Genomic DNA, 18,821 nt, shown 5'->3' on the forward strand with positions numbered 1-18,821 from the left:
CTTCCGCGACGCACCGCAACAGACCGCACCGAGCGTCACAACGGCCTTACGACACGCGCTGTCCAGCCCGCAAGTCACCCCTGGTCGTCACAGCAGCCGCATGCTAGCGTTGCCCTCAGTTGCAGTTTGATTCCCCTTGCAGTACTTGAAGCCTGCGGAGCATGTAACCGCAGGCTTTTCGTAGTTTTTCAGCAATATCGAAAAACTCCGGACCCGTCCGGAGGCAGGGCGATCAGCGCAGCGGACCGGGTGCCACACGGTGTGGCCCCGACACGTCCCTCGCAAGGAGAACGGCATGGCTCAGGGAACCGTCAAGTGGTTCAACGCTGAGAAGGGCTTCGGCTTCATCGCCCAGGATGGCGGCGGCCCCGACGTCTTCGTCCACTACTCCGCCATCAACGCGAGCGGTTTCCGCTCGCTGGAGGAGAACCAGGCGGTCAGCTTCGACGTCACCCAGGGCCCGAAGGGCCCGCAGGCGGAGAACGTCACCGTCGTCTGACCATCCTCGATGATGATCTGATCGCTCGGGACCCGTCGGGTCCGCAGACGGCCGCCGGCCGTCACCGTGAGCACAAGAGCAGCAGTACCCAAGGGGGCCCGCCGTTCGGCGGGCCCCCTGCCTTGTTGCCCGGTGTCCCCGGGGGAACGTGAAGGGCCCTCCTCCCGTCGTGGGGAGGAGGGCCCTTCTCGTCGCCCGTTCCGAAGGGGCGTCAGGCCGCCGCGGTGGCCTGGGCCGGGACCTTCGCCTCGGCCGGGGCCGGGCTCTCGTCGTAGAGGTCGCCGGTCGGGTTGTTGTACGCGACCAGGTCGAGGGTCTTCTCTCGGGCCGCGACCACGATCGGCACCAGCGCCTGGCCGGCGACGTTGGTCGCGGTGCGCATCATGTCGAGGATCGGGTCGATGGCCAGCAGCAGGCCGACGCCCTCCAGCGGCAGACCCAGGGTGGAGAGGGTCAGCGTCAGCATGACGATCGCACCGGTGAGACCGGCGGTGGCCGCCGAGCCGATCACCGAGACGAAGGCGATCAGCAGGTAGTCCTTGATGCCGAGGTCGATGCCGTACACCTGGGCGACGAAGATCGCGGCCAGCGACGGGTAGATCGCGGCGCAGCCGTCCATCTTGGTGGTGGCGCCGAACGGCACGGCGAACGAGGCGTACTCGCTCGGGACGCCGAGGCGCTCGGTGACCCGGCGGGTGACCGGCAGGGTGCCGACCGAGGAGCGCGAGACGAAGGCCAGCTGGATTGCGGGCCAGGCGCCCTTGAAGAAGTTGACCGGGTTGAGGCCGGCGGCGAACTTCAGCAGCAGCGAGTAGACGCCGAACAGCACCAGCGCGCAACCGAGGTAGACGTCGACGGTCAGCGTCGCGAACGGCTCCAGCAGGTCCCAGCCGTACTTGGCGACGGACTTGCCGATCAGGCCGAGGGTGCCGAGCGGGGAGAGCCGGATGACCCACCAGAGGGCGGTCTGGATCAGTTCCAGCACCGACTCGCTGAGCTTGAGGATCGGCTCGGCCTTGGCGCCGAGCTTGATCACGGCGGCACCGGCCACGATCGCCAGGAAGACGATCTGCAGGACCTCGACCTCGGTGAACGCGGTGACGATGTTGGTCGGGAAGATCCCGGTCAGGAAGTCGATCCAGCTGCCGGTGGACTTCGGCGGCTTGAGGCCCTCGGTCTTGAGGTTGGTGCCCTCACCCGGGTTGGTCAGCAGGCCGAGGCCGAGGCCGATGGCCACCGCGATCAGCGAGGTGATCGCGAACCAGAGCAGGGTGCGGACGGCGAGGCGGGCCGCGTTGGTGACGTTCCGCAGGTTCGCCACGCTCACCAGGATCGCGGTGAACACCAGCGGCGGGACGGCGAGCTTCAGCAGCTGGACGAAGATCCGGCCGATCGTCTCCAGGGTGGTGGCCAGCCAGGAGATGTCGGCCGCGCGGGCCAGGTAGCCGAGGCCCACGCCGAGCACGAGGCCGGCGACGATCTGGGCCCAGAAGGGGGTCTTGCGGATTCTGGCGAGCACGGACGGCGACGAGGTCGCCTCGGGCGCTGTGGACATGACGGTGCGGCTCCGGGGGAGGCGTTGCTGGTGGTGAGGGGAGTGGGGACGGCGGCACGGCGTGCGGGCCGGACGGGGAGAGGACCGGCCCCGGTCAGGGGCGTGCCGCCTGAATACAGCTCATGGCGCGACAACGGCGCGGGCTGTCCACAGCACCGGACAGACGACACGCGCGGGCGGCGGCGGGCAGCGGGCCCGGGCCGAGCGGCGAACGTGCGTCTGAGGTGGTCACGGCGGACACGTTAGCAGTAAAGCTTTGAGATGTTCAAAGTAGTTGTTTGAGTTCCGGACACGGACCGATTGACCGGTCAACAGTTATACGTATAACTTGGACGGCATCCCCCGCCCGCCCGTTCCTCTGCCCAGACCGGAGAATCCCGCCCATGGGCTACCTCGCCCTGCTCCGCGCCCCGCACGTCGGCCGCCTCCTCCTCGGCACCCTGCTCGGCCGACTCCCGGCCGGCATGACCGCCCTGGTGATCGCCCTCGCGCTGCGCGAGGCCCACGCGCCGTTCAGCCGGATCGGCCTGGCCACCGCCGCGTACGCGATCGCGGCGGCCGTCGGCGGACCGGTGCTCGGCCGGATCGTGGACCGCACCGGGCAGCCGCGCGTCCTGCTGGTCTCCGCGGTGATCGCCGGCGGCGGGTACGCCCTGCTGGCACTGGCACCCGGCTCCGCGCTGGCCGCCCCGCTCGGCGCCGCGATCGCCGGACTGGCCATGCCCCCGCTCGAACCCTGCCTGCGCTCGCTCTGGCCGGACGTCGTCGAGGAGGAGCAGCTCGACACCGCCTACGCCTTCGACTCCGCCTCCCAGCAGATCCTCTACGTCGCCGGCCCGCTCGCGGTGGCCGGCATCGCGGGCGCGGTCAGCGCGGTCGCCGCGCTCTGGGTCGCCGCGGCGCTGGGCCTGCTCGGGGCGGCCGTCGTCGCCACCGCCGCACCGGCCCGGGCCTGGCAGGCCCCGCCGCGCGCGCACTCGGCGGGCCTGCTCGGACCGCTCCGCTCCCCCGGCCTGGTCCTGCTGCTGGTCGGCCTGGCCGGCGCCGGCTGGGCGGTCGGCGCGCAGAACGTGCTGTTCATCGCCTACGCCGAGGCCCACGCGGCGGACGGCCTGCCCGGCGGCGCGGGCACCCTGCTGGCGCTGGCGGCGCTCGGCGGACTGCTCGGCGCACTCGTCTACGGCGCGGTGCGGTGGCGCAGCTCGACGGCCACCCGCACCTGGCTGATGGCGCTCGGCATGGCCGTCAGCTACCTGCCGCTGGTCCTGCTCCCCGGACCGGCCGCGATGGCCGGACTCGCCTTCGTGTCCGGGATCGCACTGGCCCCGCTGCTGGCGGCGGCCTTCGTCCTGGTCGCCGAGCTGGCCCCGACCGGCACCGTGACCGAGGCGTTCGCCTGGCTGGTCACGCTCTTCGCGACCGGCAACTCGCTCGGCTACGCCGTCTCCGGCCACCTCGCCGAGGGCTCACTGCGACCGGTGGCGCTGTGCGCGGCGGGCGGGATCGCGCTGGGCGGGCTGCTGCTGTTCGGTGCCCGCCGCTGGTTCCGGCCGGCCACCGCGCCGGCCGGGGCACGGTCGCTGCCGGCCGAGCCGGTGCCGGTGGGCTGACGCCCACCTCCCCCTGGACGTGACTGCGCCCGTCGGACCGGGTGGTCTGGCCGACGGGCGCAGTCACTACTTCATCTCCTTCGCTTCACTCAGCTGTGGCGGCCTCGGCCTCCCCAGGCGATCAGAGCGAGCAGCAGGCCCACCCCGAGCGTCGCGGCGGCGATCACACCGATCAGCTTGCCCACCCCGGCACCGGTCCCGGGCAGCTCACCGCCGTGGCTCGGCGAGTGGGTCGGCTCCGGGTGGTGCGTCGACGGGTGGTGCGTCGGCGAGTGCGAGGCCGAGTGGGAGTGGCTCGGCGACGGCGTCGAGGTCTCCGTCGGCGACGGGGTCGGGGACGGGGTGACCGTCGGCGTCACGGTCGGCGACGGCGTGGGCGTGGGCGTGGGCGTCACCGTCGGTGTAGGAGTCGGCGTAGGCGTCACGGTCGGCGTCGGCGTGGGCGTCACGGTCGGCGTGGGCGTCGGCGTAGGCGTAGGCGTCACGGTCGGCGACGGCGTAGGCGTGGGCGTCGGCGTAGGCGTCACGGTCGGCGACGGCGTAGGCGTGGGCGTAGGCGTCGGCGTCGGCGTAGGCGTCGGCGTAGGCGTCGGCGTCGGCGTCGGCGTCGGCGTCGGCGTCACGGTCGGCGACGGGGTCGGCGTAGGCGTCGGGGTAGGCGTCGGGGTCGGGGTAGGCGTCGGGGTAGGCGTAGGCGACGGGCTCACCGTCGGCAGCACCAGTCCCAGGTCCAGCCCCAGGTCCTCCGCCCCGCCGGCCAGCGTGACGGTCTGCGTCACACCGGTCGCCGGGTCGGCGTCCGAGTCCAGCGTCCGGTCCGCCCCGGCCGCCCGCACGGTCACGGTGGCGCCCTCGGGCAGCGTGGCGAGGTCGAACCGCACCCCGTACACCCCGTCCGGCAGCCGCTCGAACCGGTAGTGCCCGTTGGCGTCGGTCACCGCCGTGACCGGGTTGCCGTCCTTGTCCCGGACCACCCGGCCCTCGCCGTCCAGCAGTTCGACCCGGACCCCGGGCACCCCGGGCTCGCCGGGCTGCTGGACGCCGTCCTTGTTGACGTCGCTCCAGACGAAGTCGCCGAGCACGTTGGCCGGCGGTACGGCCTGCTCGATGCCCACGCCGACCTTGGCCGGCTCGGCGGGCAACAGCGGATTGCCGGACGCGTCGGTCGCGGTGTAGCTGAAGCTGTTCCAGGCGAACTCGTCCGGGCCCGCGTCGAACGACGCGACCATCGGCCAGGTCAGCGTGAACAGCTCCCCGGGCGCGAGCGTGCCGGGGCGGTGCACCCGGAACCAGGTCGCGGTGCCCGGGCCGGGGAAGGCGGTGCTCCACTGCGCGGCGGCGTCGCACGGGCCGGGCACGGCGAACTCGCCGGGCAGGCAGGGGTCGGGCGAGGTGGTGTACTCGATCACCACGGTCGGGTCGCTGGAGGTCAGCGGCTCGACCAGCGAGGGCGTCCAGGCGGAGTTGCGCGGGACGTCCGGCCGCAGCACGTAGGAGTCGCCCGGGGTGGGCAGCTTGTCGTACGCGACGAACTCGGTGACCGGGTCGGCCGAGTCGTTGCGGACGGTCATCCGGTAGGAGATCCCGCCGCCGGGGCGGGTGGTGCCGGTGGTGGCGTAGTCGGGGTCGAGGTCGCCCCTGACCTCCTTGTACGACCGCAGCACGGCCGGGACCTGCACCTCGACCTGCGAGGAGGCGCGGCACACGGTCTCGGTGGTGTCGCCGTCCTTGTCGATGTCCTGGGTGTCCGGCGCCCCGCCGTCGCTGCCGAAGTAGAAGCAGGAGACCGGCGGTCCGGCGCCCTCGGCGGTGACGAACACGTCGTTGGTGAGCGTGCCGGGCCGGGCGCTGCCGGCCACCTGGACGTCGATCAGGGTGCGGTAGGCCAGGTGGTCGTTCAGGTACATCATGTCCGGCGCGCCGGCCGGCCAGGTCATCCTGAGCAACTGGCGGCCGTCCGGGCCGGGCAGCACGGTGACCGACTGCGGGGCCACCGACTCGGCGTAGGCCGGGTCCCGGCGGGCGCTGCCGTCGACGTACACCATGCCGGGCGGCAGCAGGTCGTAGAGGACGAGCGGCCGGTCGAGGGCGCGGCCGGTGCGGTTGTAGGGGATCACCTGGAAGGTGGCCACACCGCCCGGGGAGAGCACGGCGCCGGAGACGGTGGTCTTGGCGGCGCCCAGGTTGGTGGCGGCGGTGACGGTGTTGTCGGCGCAGGCACCGGCGGCGGCGGTGTCGCCGCCGGCGCCGGTGCCGACCGCGTCGAGGCAGTTGTGCAGCGGCACCGGCGCGGCGCGCCCGTCGTGGCCGGGGGTGATCACCTGGGCGAGCACCTGGACGGCGTTGCCGGGGCTCCAGCCGCCGGGGATCGGGCCGCTCCAGCTGAACCGCAGGCCGTCCAGGTGGCGGCCGGCCGGGATGCCGAGCACGTCGTTGGCCGGGTCCCCGGCGCCCTCGGCGAAGGTGATCCGGCGGGTGGTCGAGCCGTTCAGCGGCTGACCGGGCGTGAAGGCCCGCCAGGTGGGGTCACCGTCCAGCCGGTACTCCAGCACGAGGGTGATCGAGGTGGGGTTCCACGCCTCCAGCTGGATGGACTGCGCGATCAGCCAGTTGTAGAGGTCGGCGGTGGTACCGGTGCCCGGGTCGGTCATCACCAGGCCGGTGACCGGGTCGGCGTTGTTGGAGACGCGCAGGCTGAAGGAGGCGAGGTCGCCGGAGGCGGTGGTCTCCTGCCAGACCTTGGAGGCGCCGATCTGCACACCGGTGACCGGCGGCTGGAAGGTCGGGGTCTCGGCGGTGGCGGTGTCCAGGTCGCGCCGCGGTTCGGAACCGAGCGGGTCGCCCTGGAGCGTCACCACGTTGGTGGAGGTGGTGCCGCTGGGGAAGGCCGGGTCCGGGTAGTCGACCACCAGGACGCCGGGGATCCGGCAGCCGGCCTGGCCGTTGCCGGCCACGAACGCGCCGATGTCGTAGACCCAGGTGGTGGAGCCGGCCGGGTCGTTGACCCAGCCCGGCGAGCGGCTGGTGTCGACCACGGCGCCGGGCGGCAGGGTGTCGACCAGCCGGCTGCTCTCCAGGTCGACGTTGGGCACGCCGGCCGTGGAGCAGGCGCTGAACTGGTAGGTGACCGAGCGGCCGTCCTGACTGCTGGTCTGCACGCCCTTGGTCGTGGTGTAGCCGGGCTGGACCACGGCGGTGGTGGTGGCGCTACCGGTCTGCGGCGGCTCGCCGTCGGCGGTGAGGGTGGCCGCGTTGGTGCTCTGGGTCCCGTTGGGGGTGGTGAAGTTGGGGTACCGCAGCACCACGTTGATGGTGGCGGTGGTGCCCGGGGTGAGGGTCTGCAGCTTGACGGTGAGGGTGCCGCCCATGCTGCCGGCCGCCGGGACGGTGGAGTTGGGGACGTCGACCGTGGTGGCGTCCGGGGTCCAGCCGACGAACTCCATGTCGGCCGGGAGCACGTCGGTGATCTGCCCGTTGACGCAGTCGCTCACCGAGCAGGTGTACCGCAGGGTGTAGGTGACGTTCTCGCCCGGCGCCGCGCTGGGCTTGTCCACCGTCTTGGTGAAGGTGACGGCGGCCTGGGCGGGCGGGGCGGTCAGGGTGCCGGTGAGCAGGGTGCCGCCGATCAGGCCGAGCGCGGCGGCCAGGCGCGGCAGGCGGGACGGCCGGGAGAAGCGTGGGGGCCGTGAGGGTTTAGGTCGTGACGTCCACATGAGCGGAATCTCATCGCCCGCTAACCCGCCCGAGGCCGCGCCGCGAGGTGATTGGACGATCTTTCACCTGTTCGGCTTAGACCGAATGGTCGGTCGCACCCGAATGGGCGTTCAGCCGGGCCGTGTCGCCGCGGTGGTGGAGGAGCGCCGCACCAGCGCGGTGGCGAGCGGCGGCACCGGTGCGACCGCCTCGCCCCGGAGCAGTCCGGCGAGCGCCGCCACCCCGGCCCGGCCCAGTTCCTCGCCGGGCAGGTCGACGGTGGTCAGCGGCGGGGCGAGCAGCGCGGCCACCGGAACGTTGTCGATGCCGATCACCGAGAGGTCGGCGGGCACCCGCAGCCCGCGCTCGGCGGCGGCCTGGTAGACGCCGGAGGCGACCACGTCGTCGTCGCAGATCACCGCGTGCGGCCGGTCGGGGCGGTCGAGCAGCCGGTGGGCGACCTCGCGCGCGGCCGGCTGGCCCTCGTTCAGGCTGACGCCGAGTTCGACCACGTCCAGGCCGAGCGCCCGGGCCGTCTCCTCGAAGGCGGCCTGGCGGACCCGGAAGGTGTACGCGGCGTGGGTGGAGCGCAGCCGGCCGATCCGGCGGTGGCCGAGCCCGGCGAGGTGCTCGACGGCGGCCCGCATGCCGCCGGCCACGTCCAGCTCGACGGTCGGCCGGGTCCGGTCGGTGCCGGGGTCGGCGTCCAGGAAGACGACGGGGGTGTCGGCGGGCAGCTCGCCGAGCTGGCTGTCGTCCGGGGAGCAGATCAGCAGGCCGTCGAAGCGGCTGGTGGTGGCGGCCTCGGCGAGCGTGGCGCTCCCCCAACCCGAGCTGACCACCACCGCCAGGCCGTGCTTGCCGGCCTCCTCGTGGACGCCCTCCAGGACCCGGCCGAAGAACGGGCCGAGGATGTTGGGCACGGCCAGCAGGATCATGCCGCTGCGGCCCAGCCGCAGCTGCCGGCCGGCCGCCTGCGGGCGGTAGCCGAGGCTGCGGGCGGCCTCCCGGACGCGTTCGCGGGTGGCGTCGGAGACCCGGCGGCCGGCCTCGGAGCCGGAGAACACCAGCGAGACGGTGGCCTGCGAGACCCCGGCGAGCCGGGCGACGTCCCGGCCGGTGGGACGGCGGACCGGCGCGGGCCAGGTCCCGGCCGCGGGCCGCTCCCGCGGCGCGCTGTCCCCGGCCCCCTCCGGCACGGCGCTGCCCGGTGCGGCGTTCTCCGGCACGGCGGCGCGGGTCAGTTCTGCGGAGCCGAGGCGGCGGGGCCGGTCGTGGACGCCTTGGCGGCCGCGGCGCGGGCGGCGTCGTCCGCGGCGTCCTCCTCGGCGTTCTGCGCGGCGATCTTGGAGGCGGTCCGGGAGCGGATGCCGTCCACCTTGCCGGAGATCGCGGCCGACATCTCGTCGCGCTGCCGGCTCAGCAGGACGTAGCTGAGCGGGGCGGAGGCGACCGCGGCCAGCAGGAAGAGGAAGACCACGCCCGCCTCGCCGGAGACCGGGATGATCCGGAAGTGCCCGAGCAGCAGCGCGACCAGCAGGCAGCCGAGGAAGATGGAGACCCGCATCGAGGTGTACCGGAGCGTGGCGTGCGACTTCTTGCTCACATTGCTGCCCACCGGGGGACACATCCTTCACTGCGCTGGGAACCGGGCCGGTCTCCCAGTGAAGCATGCCCGACGCGCCCGGCGGGGAACGGGTCCCGCCGGGCACCGTCCGGCACCGGCGCGATCAGCGCAGGTCGAGCCACATGATGACGTCGTCGCGGTCGTCCCCGGGCGCGACCCGGATGGTGGCGGGCACCCGGCCGACCTCGACGTAGCCGCTGCGGGCGTAGAACGCCTCCAGGCCGAGCCCGCCCCGCACCTGGAGCTTCAGCCCGTCCAGGCCCCAGCCCCGGGCGATCCGCTCGGCCTCGGCCATCAGCGCCGCGCCGTGGCCGCGTCCCTGGAGCTCGGGGTGGACCATGACCTTGACGACCAGCCGCCAGTGGTCCATCGGCCCGAACCGCATCGACTCGAAGACCAGCAGCGCGGCCAGCCTCCCCGTCCCGGCCTCCCGGGCGATCAGCAGCCGGTCCGGCCCGTTCGGCGCCGTCCCGGCGAACTGCCGCTCCCCGGCGGCCCGGACCTCCTCCTCGGTCACCTGGTGGACGAAGCCGACGGCGCCGCCGGCGTTGCTGGCGGCCGTCCACAGGGCGGCGATCTCGGCGTGCAGCGCGGGGTCGGGTTCCGGGTCGAGGGTGAAGCTCAGCGTCATGCCCCCGGAGCCTAGTAGCCCCTTACGACAACGCGGGGGCGGTCCGCTCCGGGGCCGCGGTCCGCAGGGCCAGGCAGAGCAGCACCGCGACCGCGCAGAGGCCGCCGGCCGCGTACCAGGCGAGGTCGTAGTCGCCGAGCGCGTCCCGGGCGAAGCCGGCCAGGGAGGCCACCACGGCGGCGCCGATCTGGTGGCAGGCCAGCACCCAGCCGAAGACGATCGGCGCGTCCTCGCCGAAGTGGCGGCGGCAGAGCGCGACGGTCGGCGGCACGGTGGCCACCCAGTCCAGTCCGTAGAAGATGACGAACGCCAGGATCGGCGGCTCCAGCGAGCCCGCGAACAGCTGCGGCAGCACCAGCAGCGAGAGCCCGCGCAGGCCGTAGTAGACGATCAGCAGCCGCCCGGCGTCGAAGCGGTCGGTGAACCAGCCGCTCGCCACGGTGCCGATCACGTCGAACACGCCGATCAGCGCGAGCAGGCCCGCCGCCGCGGTGACCGGCAGGCCGTGGTCGTGGGCGGCCGGGATGAAGTGGGTGCCGACCAGGCCCGCGGTGGTCGCGCCGCAGATCGCGAAGGAGCCGGCCAGCAGCCAGAACGCCCGGGAGCGGGCGGCCTCCCGGAGCACCCGCAGCGAGCGGACCAGCGCCCCGCCCTCGGTGGCCGGGAGGGACGGCGGCTCGCTCGCGCCGTACGGGAGCAGCCCGAGGTCGGCGGGCCGCTCGCGCATCAGCAGCAGCACCGGGACGGCCACCGCGCTGGCCGCCAGCGAGACCACCACGACCGCCGAGCGCCAGCCGTGCTGCTCGACCAGCCAGGCGCCGACCGGCAGGAAGACCAGGTTGCCCGCCGCGCCGGCGGCCGTCAGCACGCCGGTGACCAGCCCCTGCCGGGCCCGGAACCAGCGCCCGGTGATCGTGGTGGCGAAGGCGCCGGCCATCGATCCGCTGCCGAGGCCGACCAGCACACCCCAGCAGAGCACCAGCTGCCAGGGCTCGCGCATCAGCATGGTGAGGCCGGCGCCGACCGAGATCGTCAGCAGCGCGCAGACCACCACCAGCCGCACGCCGAACCGGTCCATCAGGGCGGCGGCGAACGGCGCGGTGAGGCCGTAGAGGGTGAGGTTGACCGAGGTGGCGCTGGATATCGTGCCCATCGACCAGCCGAACTCGGTGTGCAGCGCGTCCATCATCAGACTGGGCGTGGAGCGGAATCCGGCCGAGCCGAGCAGCACCAGCAGCGAGACGCCGGCCACCACCCAGGCGTAGTGCACCCGGGGCGCGCGGGCGGGCGCGGGGAGCGTGTCGGCGGGGGCCGGGGCGGTGGGGGCCGGGGCGGTGGGGGCTTCGGTCTCGTTCACCCGGCGAGTCTCCCGACGACGCGGGGCGGGCCACGAGGGGCGGGGCTGCCAGCTTTCGCCGGAATCGGGCCAACCGGCGGCGGGAACCGGCCGGCCGCGAGCCGCGAGGCGACAGGGCGGGCCCGGTGGCCGAAACGGACCGCCCGCGGCGGGTGGATCGAATGGCGGCGGGCCGCGCGCACCCCGAGCACGGCACGGCCGGCCGCCATCCGACCTCGGCACACGGGCCCTGAACCCGTGCAACGCTCTCCGCACTCGCCGAGGAGCCAGCGCACGACCGTTCCACGGCCCCCCTGCTGACGTGGTCCCCCTGGACAGCAGCACCGCAGCGGCGTTCGGGTGTTCCCTCGGCGTCCCCTCGCGACGGAGCGCTGCACCCAAGCGTGATCAGTCGGATACGTCACGTCAATGGGTTGTCAGAAATTCGGAATGGTTGCGTCAGCTTTCGGCCCGGCCGCCGGAGGGGTCGTCAGGGGACTCGGTCAGGGCTGCGCGAGGGCCACCCAGTCGACGGCGGCGAGCGGGTCGGCGGGCCTGGCATCCGGGCCGATCTCGCACCAGACGCGTTTGCCCGCGCCGTCCGGGTACCAGCCCCAGCGGTCGCAGAGCAGTTCGACCAGCTCCAGGCCGCGGCCGTTGGTGGCGTCGACGTCCGCGCCCGCGTGCCGGGGGGCGGGGGCGACCTGGCTGGCGTCGGCGACCTCGACCCGCAGCGGGCCGACCGTCGCCGCCTCGCGCACTCCGCCGTGCCCGCCGCCGCCCGGGGAGGCGTCCGGCGCGGCGTCCCGGAGATCGCCCAGCGGGAAGCAGAGCCGCAGCACGGCCGGACAACCGGTGTGCACCACGGCGTTGGTGACCAGCTCGGAGACCACCAGCACCACCGTCTCGGCGATCGGCGCGTCCGGGTCCACCCCGTGGTTGAGCAGCCGCGAGCGGACCCACCGACGGGCCCGGCCGACTTCGGCGGGGTCCGCCTGCACCGCAAGCTGTACCTGAAGAACCTGCACCGCTCCACCACCCGCACTCGCAGTTCGGCCACCGTCTCGGCCGGGCCCCGGTCGCCCGGCCCGCCCGGGCGCGCGCCGGGCCCGCCGTCCGTCGGGCCGCCGCCCGGCGGGTGACCGCTGGTCGCACCCGCCGCCGCACACCCGCGTCACCTCGTCCGTCGCGCACCGGCCGCGACACGAATACGCCTCAGGATGAGTCGGCGGGCGGACCGCAGCAAGCGCTTCGGGCATATTCCAGCGATCGGGGGACAGGGCAGGGCATACTGTCCCGTTCACTCTGGCGAGCCACGGACCGGCGATCGCCCGGTCCGGGCCGGCCGGCCCGCGACGCAGAGGCGAACCTACCGCCGTCCGCCCCCCGCGCCCCGGGCGCCACTCGCGAACCACCCGTGCGACATATGTCCAACCGCCTTCGAACAGCGCAACCGCGGGATCGACGGCAGATCCCACGATCTGACGATCCGAAGCCCCGGCCTCCTGTTCTTCACCGAATCCACCCGCCGCCCGATTCACGCGGGATACCGTGGGACGTGTCAGCGGTCGGTCCGGCAGGAGGGTGGTGACCGGTGGCCACCACCGACGGCTCCCCGCGCCGGGACGAGCAGCTGCAGCGGCGCCTGGCCCGCGGCGAGGAGACCGCCCTCGGCGAGCTGTACGACCAACTCGCCCCGATGGTCCACGGGTTGGCGGGCCGGATACTTGCCGACCAGACCGCGGCGGCGCAACTCACCCGGGAGATATTCGCCCACGTCTGGGAACACCCCGAGGCCTTCGACCCGGCCCACGGTTCGCTCCGCGCCTGGCTCGGCGCGCTGACCCACCGCCGCGCCGTCGACCGGCTGCGGGCCCGCCGCGCCCAGGAGGCGGGCTACGCCGGGGACGCGGAGGACGAGATCCGCGCGGTGGCCACCGCCGCCCGCGTCCAGTACGTGGTCGCCGCCCTGCCGCAGCCGCTGCGTGAGACCATCGCCGAGTCCTACTACGACGGCCGCACCTACCAGGAGACGGCCCGCCGGCTGGGGATCAGCGAACAGGCCGCCAAGCAGCGGATGCGGCTCGGCCTGGAACTGCTCGCCACCGAACTGGAGCAGGAGCGCGCCCGGCACCGCGGCCCCGCCCCGGCGGACCCCGGACGGACGGACCCCGAACGGACGGACGCGGAACGGACGGACGCGGAACAGGGCGGCGGGCGGCGGAAGGAGGGCGGGGGGACGTGACGATCACCGACGAGCAGCACGAGGCCCTGCGATCGCTGCTCGGTGCCTGGGCGCTCGGCGCCGTCCCGTCCCGCGAGGCCGCCGGACTCGAAGCCCACCTGACCGGCTGTCCGCCGTGCGCCGACGAGGCCGAGCGGCTGCGCGAGGCGGCCGGCTGGCTCTCCGTCGAGGAGCCGCTGGACCAGCCCGCCGCGCTGCGCCAGCAGGTGCTCGACTGGTGCCTGGCCCGCCGGCCGGCCGAACTCCCGGTCCCCGCTTGGGGCGTGCCGTACGCCGCCGAGACCGCCAAGCTCGACGCACTGCTGCGCGACCTCGGCCCGGAGGAGTGGCAGGAGGTCGCCGAACTGCCCTGGCACGGCGGTACCGAGTACCTGCGCCCGGCCGAGGTGCTCTGCCACCTCGCCGCGGTGGACGGCTACCTGGCCGTCGCCCTCGGCCTGCCCGACCCCGTCCCGGGCGGCCCCGGCCACGAAGGCGCGGGTCCCGGCCGCACCGGACCGGCGGTAGAGCGCCGGGTCCCGCCGCAGGAGGCCGTCCTCCCGCCGCTCCCCCGGGTGCCGCCGCAGGCCGGCCGGCGCTGGGCCCAGATCACCGACCGCACCGCCCGGCTCACCGCCGAGCAGGCCGGCCAGCCGCCGCAGCGGATCCGCGCCCGTTGGCGCCGGCACTGCCACGAGCTGGTCCGCTCGGCCGCGCTCGCCCCGCAGGGCAACACCCCGGTGGACTTCGGCTTCGCGACCGTCCCGCTCCGGGACGCCTTCGTCGACCGGGCCTTCGAGTGCTACGTGCACGGCGAGGACGTCGCCCGCGCGGTCGCCTACCCGTACGACCCGCCCGCCCCACAGCACCTGCGGCAGATGATCGACCTGGCCGTGCGGATGCTGCCGCTGGCGCTGGCCGGGCAGCGGGCGGCCCGCCCCGAGCTCACCGGGGCGCCGCTCGGCGCAGCCGTGCGCGCGGACGGGGGCCGGGCCGGCCGCCGGATCCGGCTGGTGATCGACGGCCCGGCCTCCGGCGAGTGGCTGATACCGCTGGACGGCCCGGACGCGGGCCCGCCCGTCGGCGAGCCGGTGGCCGCGATGGTGCTGGACGGGCTGGAGTTCTGCCAGCTGGCCGCCGCGCACCGCGACCCGGACCGGCTGCCGGTCGGCGAGCACGGCGACCGGGCCGCGATCCGCGAGGTGCTGCACGCGGCGCCGCTGCTCTCCCGCCCGTAGCGACCGGGCCTCAGGGCGGGCCTCAGGGCAGGCCTCGAACCGGGCCTCAGAGCGGGCCGCAGACCGGGCCGGGGCGGTCAGGCGAAGACCACGGTCCGGGTGCCGTTCAGCAGCACCCGGTGCTCGCTGTGCCACTTCACCGCGCGGGCCAGCGCCTGGCACTCGACGTCCCGGCCGAGCGCGACCAGCTGGTCCGGGGTGATGTCGTGGGTCACCCGGGCCACCTCCTGCTCGATGATCGGGCCCTCGTCGAGGTCGGCGGTGACGTAGTGCGCGGTGGCGCCGATCAGCTTCACGCCCCGGGCGTGCGCCTGGTGGTACGGCTTGGCGCCCTTGAAGCTCGGCAGGAAGGAGTGGTGGATGTTGATCACCTTGCCGGAGAGCGCGGTGCACAGCTGGTCCGACAGCACCTGCATGTAGCGGGCCAGCACGACCAGCTCGACGTTCTCCTTGGCGACCAGGTCCAGCAGCTGCTGCTCGGCCTCGGCCTTGTTCTCCCTGGTCACCGGGATGTGGTGGAACGGGATGCCGTAGCCCTCGGTGAGGTCGCGGAAGTCGGTGTGGTTGGAGACCACCGCGGCGACCTCCACCGGCAACGCGCCGATCCGGGTGCGGAACAGCAGGTCGTTCAGGCAGTGCCCGAACCGGCTCACCATGAGGACGATCCGCAGCTTCTCGTCGCTCGGGTGGATCTGCCAGTCCATCCCGAACGAGGCACCGATCGCGGCGAAGCTCGCCCGCAGCTTGTCGACGGTCACCGGCTCGGCGGCGGAGAAGTGCACCCGCATGAAGAACAGACCGCTGTCCCCGTCACCGAACTGCTGGCTGTCGATGATGTTGCACCCGGTCATGAAGAGGTAGCTGGAGACCGCGTGCACGATGCCCTGCTTGTCGGGGCAGGACAGCGTGAGGACGTACTGGGCGCTGGCCGGCTGCTGTTCCACGGTGGGGGTATCCCGTCCTGAGCTCGTGCTGGTGTGAATGCTCCAGCGTGTCACACTCCGGGAGGCCCCCCTCCGGCTGCCCGCACTGCGGGACGGGCCGCCCAGGGCCTGGGCGCCGCCCCGCTCGGACCCGGATCCTGACCCGGGTCAGACCCGGGTCAGGATCCGCAGCACGTCCAGCGAGCGCGGCGGCGCGTCCGGGTCCTCGCCGTCGCTGACGGCCAGCTTGACGTGCGCCTCGCGGGCCGCCCTGACCGCCTCCGGCCACCCGTGGTGCTCCAGGTACGCGGAGGTCGGGGCGTCCGCGCCGACCTCGTGCAGGATCCGCACCACCCGCAGCACCGCGACGTCCACCAGGGTGGCCTCGGCGGAGTCCCGGAAGATCGTGCCGACGTACTTCTCGGCCGACCAGCGGTCCAGCCAGGTGTCCTCGACCAGACGGTAGACGGCGTCGGTGACGTCGCCGTACTCGTCGCGGCCGGCCAGCCAGGCGTCCCGCTGGAACCCGGGGTCGGAGAGCATGTGCAGCGCCGAGCGGAGTCGGGCCCGCCAGCGCCACCAGGGCAGGTCGTTGAGCGGCATGCCGCCCATCGTGCTGGAGCGGTGGCCCGGACGAGAAGGGTTTCGGGCAGACCGATACGAAGATTCTGTGCTGGCGGACATGGTGAACGATCGTACGTTCCCCCACCGTTCGTACTCCACTCCCGATCTACACGCGTTCCCCCTCGGAGTTCCGCCCCCGTTTGCCGGCTGTTGGCTGGACGGCCCTCTCGGCTTGCGGCGCCGGGGATTGGCTGGAACCGGTGCGCAGCACAGCGCCCAGGGAGGGAAAGACCGATGACCAGCCGTAGGGGCTCGTCCCAGGCCATGCACCCGATCGCGGGACGGCGCCGCCGGCGCCCGATCGCCGCAGCGGCGACCGTCGCCGCGTTGCTCCCAACCCTCTTCTCGGCCTCCGCGTGCGGCGGACCGGCCGATGCCGCCACCGGCAGCGGCGAACTCACCGTGATGACCTGGGCGCCGTCCGGCACCGGCTCGGCCGACCGCCCCGGGATGACCGACCTGGCCGAGGCCATCGGCCGGGACGTCAACGCCAAGGGCGGCCTGCACGGTCGCCAACTGCGGGTGATCACCTGCAACGAGCACAACACCGCCGACGGCGCCAAGGCCTGCGCGCAGCAGGCCGCGGACGCCAAGGCGGTCGCGGTGCTCGGCTCCTACAGCCAGTACGGCGACGACTTCATGCCCGTCCTGGAGCGGGCCGGGATCCCGCTGATCGGCGGCTACGGCCTGTCCCAGCTGGAGTTCAGCAGCCCGCTGTCCTACCCCGTGGGCGGCGGCATGCCGGCCCTGATCGGCGGCAGCGGCCGGCAGCTGGTGGAGGCCGGCTGCAAGGCGGTCTCACTGATCCGCCCGGACACCCCGGCCGGCGACAACCTGCTCGGCTACCTGGGCAACGCGCTCAAGCCGGCCGGGATCAAGCTGCTGGACGTCAAGGCCCCGGAGAAGTCCAACGACTACTCGCCGGTGGCCCGCAAGGCGATCGGCGGCGACCAGCCGGGCAACTGCGTCACCAGCGCGCTGGGCGCCGAGCCGACCGGCAACCTGCTCGACGCCTTCCGCCGGACCGGCGCCAAGAACACCCGGATCGCCTCGGTGATCGGCAGCGTGCAGCAGTCGGTGGTCGACTCCACCGGCGGCGACGCCGGCCCGCTCGCCGGCGCCTTCGTGACCGGCTGGTACCCGCCGGAGTCGGCCAAGATCTGGGACGGCCTGCGCGCGGTGATCCGCTCCAACACGGCCGGCCGGCACATCGACGCCGCCGACCCCGGGGTGCAGACCACCTGGGTGGCCTTCGAGGTGTTCCGCCAGGTCGCCGACCGGCTGGCCGCGGCCGGGCGCCCGCTCTCCAGCAAGACGATCACCGCGCTGCTGGACAGCGGCGAGCAGATCGACGTGGGGCTCACCCCGCCGCTGAACTGGGCGACCACCAACATGCTGGCGAGCACCGAGTCGCCCCGGCTGGTGAACACCTGGGTCACCTACCAGGAGGTGAAGGGCGGGCAGCTCACCCTGCAGCGGCCCGGCTTCGTGGACGTGCGCTGGGTGCTCACCGGGGGCAGGCCGCCGGCCTGATCCGCGGTTCCGAAGGGCCCGGCCGCACCGGTCGGGCCCTTCGCCGTGTCCCGTCAGCGTCTGTCCCCTGAGCGTCTGTCCCCTGAGCGTCTCTTCCGTCAGCGTCTGTCCCGGACCGTGCCGGGATCAGAGGTCGCCGTCGGTGCGGGTCGGCAGGCCGGTCTGGCCGGCGACGGTGTTCCAGAGCCCGGCCGCCTGCTTCTTGGCGGTGGTGGCGGTGCCGCTCGCGGCGACGGCGTTCTTGTAGTGCTGGTTGTCGTTCTTCTTCGGGTCGCAGCCGCCCTGGGCGTCCCCCGCCCAGGCCGCGTACTCGTCGTCGGCGGTCGCCGACGCCGTCCACGCCGCGTTCAGCTGCTCCACCAGCTGCGAGCCGTTGGGCAGCTTGTCGGTCTTCAGCCCGGCCAGCTTGGATTGGAGCTCCCTGCGCTGGCCGGCCGCGGCGGTCAGCGCCTGCTGCGACTCCGGCAGTCTGTCGCACTTCTGCACCGAGGCGACCGCGCCGATCACGGCCTGCCGGCTGTCGTTGGCGGTGCCGAGCAGGTCGGACAGCGCCTGGGCCTGGGCCTTGACCTCCGGGTTGACCGAGGCGGTGGTCGGGCCGGCGCTCTGCGTCGCGGTGGCGGCGGCGGCCGTACCGCTGCCGGTGGCAACGGGAGCGGCCTGCTTCTCGGTGCCGGCCTCGTCGTCGCCGTTCAGCAGCACCGCGACCAGGATGGCCGCCGCCACGCCGCCGGCCACCACACCGCCGATCAGCAGCCTGGACGAGGAACGGCCGCCGCGGCCGCCGTCCCGCCCGGCCGGGGCCTCGCCCGGGTGCTCCGGGTAGCCCGGCGCGGGCCGGTCGGCGTACCCCGGCTGCGCGGGCGGGTAGCCGCCGACCGCCTGCGGGTCCGCGGCCGGGTACGGCGGCAGGTACTGGGTCGCCTGGGCCGGGTCGCCCGGGTGGCCCGGCTGCGGGGCGCCGCCCCAGGACGGCTGGACCGGCATGGCCTGGGTGGGAAGCGCGCTGTCCCCGAGGTACTCCGGCTGCCCGGACGGCTGCCCCGGGTAAGGCCCGTACGGCTGTCCCTGCGGCGGCGGGCCGGGCTGCTGCTGCGGCTGGACCGGCTGCTGACCCTGCGGTGGGCCGGGCTGCTGACCGGGCTCGGGGCGGAACAGGTCGTCCAGGTTGAAGTCACCCGAGTTGGGGTACGAGCGGCGCTGGCTCAACGCGATTCCTCACCTGTGCACGACCGCGCGCTGACGGCGGACCACATCTCGTCGGTTCTTGGGAGCATCACAGTTCCTTGGACGTCGCGCCCACGCTACCGGTTCACCGAACCGGCCGA

Annotated in this window: 15 protein-coding genes; 5 read left to right on the top strand and 10 right to left on the bottom strand. The window is 73.9% G+C overall.

Features of this window, described 5'->3' with window-relative positions; all coding sequences use genetic code 11:
• Positions 1-295: 295 nt before the first annotated feature.
• The gene (locus tag ACFZBX_RS01055) at positions 296-499 is read left to right on the top strand and encodes a cold-shock protein (protein WP_030300853.1); all 204 of its coding nucleotides are present in this window, start codon (positions 296-298) and stop codon (positions 497-499) included.
• A 211-nt stretch (positions 500-710) separates the two neighbouring features.
• On the opposite strand, the gene ACFZBX_RS01060 is transcribed toward ACFZBX_RS01055, so the two are convergent.
• Positions 711-2,054: a dicarboxylate/amino acid:cation symporter gene (locus tag ACFZBX_RS01060; RefSeq protein ID WP_391530601.1), complete on the bottom strand. Its 1,344-nt coding sequence runs from the start codon at positions 2,052-2,054 to the stop codon at positions 711-713.
• A gap of 383 nt (positions 2,055-2,437) precedes the next feature.
• Between ACFZBX_RS01060 and ACFZBX_RS01065 the strand changes: the two genes are divergently transcribed.
• A complete protein-coding gene (locus tag ACFZBX_RS01065; RefSeq protein ID WP_391530603.1) occupies positions 2,438-3,664 on the top strand; it encodes an MFS transporter in 1,227 nt (408 codons plus the stop codon).
• 89 nt (positions 3,665-3,753) lie between these two features.
• Here the strand turns inward: ACFZBX_RS01065 and ACFZBX_RS01070 are convergent, their stop codons facing one another.
• From ACFZBX_RS01070 to ACFZBX_RS01095, 6 genes are all read right to left on the bottom strand, one after another.
• Positions 3,754-7,377: an SdrD B-like domain-containing protein gene (locus tag ACFZBX_RS01070; protein ID WP_391530604.1), complete on the bottom strand. Its 3,624-nt coding sequence runs from the start codon at positions 7,375-7,377 to the stop codon at positions 3,754-3,756.
• Positions 7,378-7,488: 111 nt separating this feature from the next.
• Complete coding sequence (locus ACFZBX_RS01075) at positions 7,489-8,586, bottom strand: LacI family DNA-binding transcriptional regulator (protein ID WP_391530606.1); 1,098 nt, start codon at positions 8,584-8,586, stop codon at positions 7,489-7,491.
• Between the two features lie 11 nt (positions 8,587-8,597).
• On the bottom strand, positions 8,598-8,975 hold the full coding sequence (locus tag ACFZBX_RS01080) for a DUF4229 domain-containing protein (protein WP_391530608.1): 378 nt from the start codon (positions 8,973-8,975) through the stop codon (positions 8,598-8,600).
• A 112-nt stretch (positions 8,976-9,087) separates the two neighbouring features.
• Positions 9,088-9,615, bottom strand: a complete 528-nt coding sequence (locus tag ACFZBX_RS01085; protein ID WP_391530610.1) for a GNAT family N-acetyltransferase — start codon at positions 9,613-9,615, stop codon at positions 9,088-9,090.
• Between the two features lie 22 nt (positions 9,616-9,637).
• On the bottom strand, positions 9,638-10,972 hold the full coding sequence (locus tag ACFZBX_RS01090) for an MFS transporter (RefSeq protein ID WP_391530611.1): 1,335 nt from the start codon (positions 10,970-10,972) through the stop codon (positions 9,638-9,640).
• Between the two features lie 482 nt (positions 10,973-11,454).
• Positions 11,455-11,979, bottom strand: a complete 525-nt coding sequence (locus ACFZBX_RS01095; RefSeq protein ID WP_391530613.1) for an ATP-binding protein — start codon at positions 11,977-11,979, stop codon at positions 11,455-11,457.
• Between the two features lie 566 nt (positions 11,980-12,545).
• On the opposite strand from ACFZBX_RS01095, the gene ACFZBX_RS01100 reads away from it, so the two are divergent.
• Both ACFZBX_RS01100 and ACFZBX_RS01105 read left to right on the top strand, forming a co-directional pair.
• The gene (locus ACFZBX_RS01100) at positions 12,546-13,196 is read left to right on the top strand and encodes a sigma-70 family RNA polymerase sigma factor (RefSeq protein ID WP_391530615.1); all 651 of its coding nucleotides are present in this window, start codon (positions 12,546-12,548) and stop codon (positions 13,194-13,196) included.
• Complete coding sequence (locus tag ACFZBX_RS01105; protein ID WP_391530616.1) at positions 13,193-14,413, top strand: zf-HC2 domain-containing protein; 1,221 nt, start codon at positions 13,193-13,195, stop codon at positions 14,411-14,413. The genes ACFZBX_RS01100 and ACFZBX_RS01105 overlap by 4 nt, the downstream gene beginning before the upstream one ends.
• A 77-nt stretch (positions 14,414-14,490) precedes the next feature.
• Here ACFZBX_RS01105 and purU read toward each other — a convergent pair whose 3' ends face one another.
• Positions 14,491-15,357, bottom strand: coding sequence for a formyltetrahydrofolate deformylase (gene purU / locus ACFZBX_RS01110; protein ID WP_391530618.1), 867 nt, complete (start codon positions 15,355-15,357; stop codon positions 14,491-14,493).
• Between the two features lie 147 nt (positions 15,358-15,504).
• Positions 15,505-16,020, bottom strand: a complete 516-nt coding sequence (locus ACFZBX_RS01115; protein WP_391530619.1) for a hypothetical protein — start codon at positions 16,018-16,020, stop codon at positions 15,505-15,507.
• A gap of 174 nt (positions 16,021-16,194) precedes the next feature.
• Here ACFZBX_RS01115 and ACFZBX_RS01120 point away from each other — a divergent pair, with 174 nt between their 5' ends.
• Positions 16,195-17,493 carry an ABC transporter substrate-binding protein gene (locus tag ACFZBX_RS01120; protein WP_391530621.1) on the top strand — a complete coding sequence of 433 codons (1,299 nt, stop codon included), beginning with the start codon at positions 16,195-16,197 and terminating at the stop codon, positions 17,491-17,493.
• Positions 17,494-17,619: 126 nt separating this feature from the next.
• Here ACFZBX_RS01120 and ACFZBX_RS01125 read toward each other — a convergent pair whose 3' ends face one another.
• On the bottom strand, positions 17,620-18,702 hold the full coding sequence (locus ACFZBX_RS01125; protein WP_391530622.1) for a hypothetical protein: 1,083 nt from the start codon (positions 18,700-18,702) through the stop codon (positions 17,620-17,622).
• Positions 18,703-18,821: the final 119 nt, after the last annotated feature.

It is taken from the genome of Kitasatospora sp. NPDC008115 (assembly GCF_042957205.1).
Taxonomy (GTDB): domain Bacteria; phylum Actinomycetota; class Actinomycetes; order Streptomycetales; family Streptomycetaceae; genus Kitasatospora.

Excerpts from the sequence above, each read along its gene's own strand:
- ACFZBX_RS01055 (WP_030300853.1), top strand. The coding sequence starts at position 296 with ATGGCTCAGGGAACCGTCAAGTGGTTCAACGCTGAGAAGGGCTTCGGC.
- ACFZBX_RS01115 (WP_391530619.1), bottom strand. The coding sequence starts at position 16,020 with ATGTCCGCCAGCACAGAATCTTCGTATCGGTCTGCCCGAAACCCTTCT.
- ACFZBX_RS01070 (WP_391530604.1), bottom strand. The coding sequence starts at position 7,377 with ATGTGGACGTCACGACCTAAACCCTCACGGCCCCCACGCTTCTCCCGG.
- ACFZBX_RS01065 (WP_391530603.1), top strand. The coding sequence starts at position 2,438 with ATGGGCTACCTCGCCCTGCTCCGCGCCCCGCACGTCGGCCGCCTCCTC.
- ACFZBX_RS01120 (WP_391530621.1), top strand. The coding sequence starts at position 16,195 with ATGACCAGCCGTAGGGGCTCGTCCCAGGCCATGCACCCGATCGCGGGA.
- ACFZBX_RS01085 (WP_391530610.1), bottom strand. The coding sequence starts at position 9,615 with ATGACGCTGAGCTTCACCCTCGACCCGGAACCCGACCCCGCGCTGCAC.
- ACFZBX_RS01060 (WP_391530601.1), bottom strand. The coding sequence starts at position 2,054 with ATGTCCACAGCGCCCGAGGCGACCTCGTCGCCGTCCGTGCTCGCCAGA.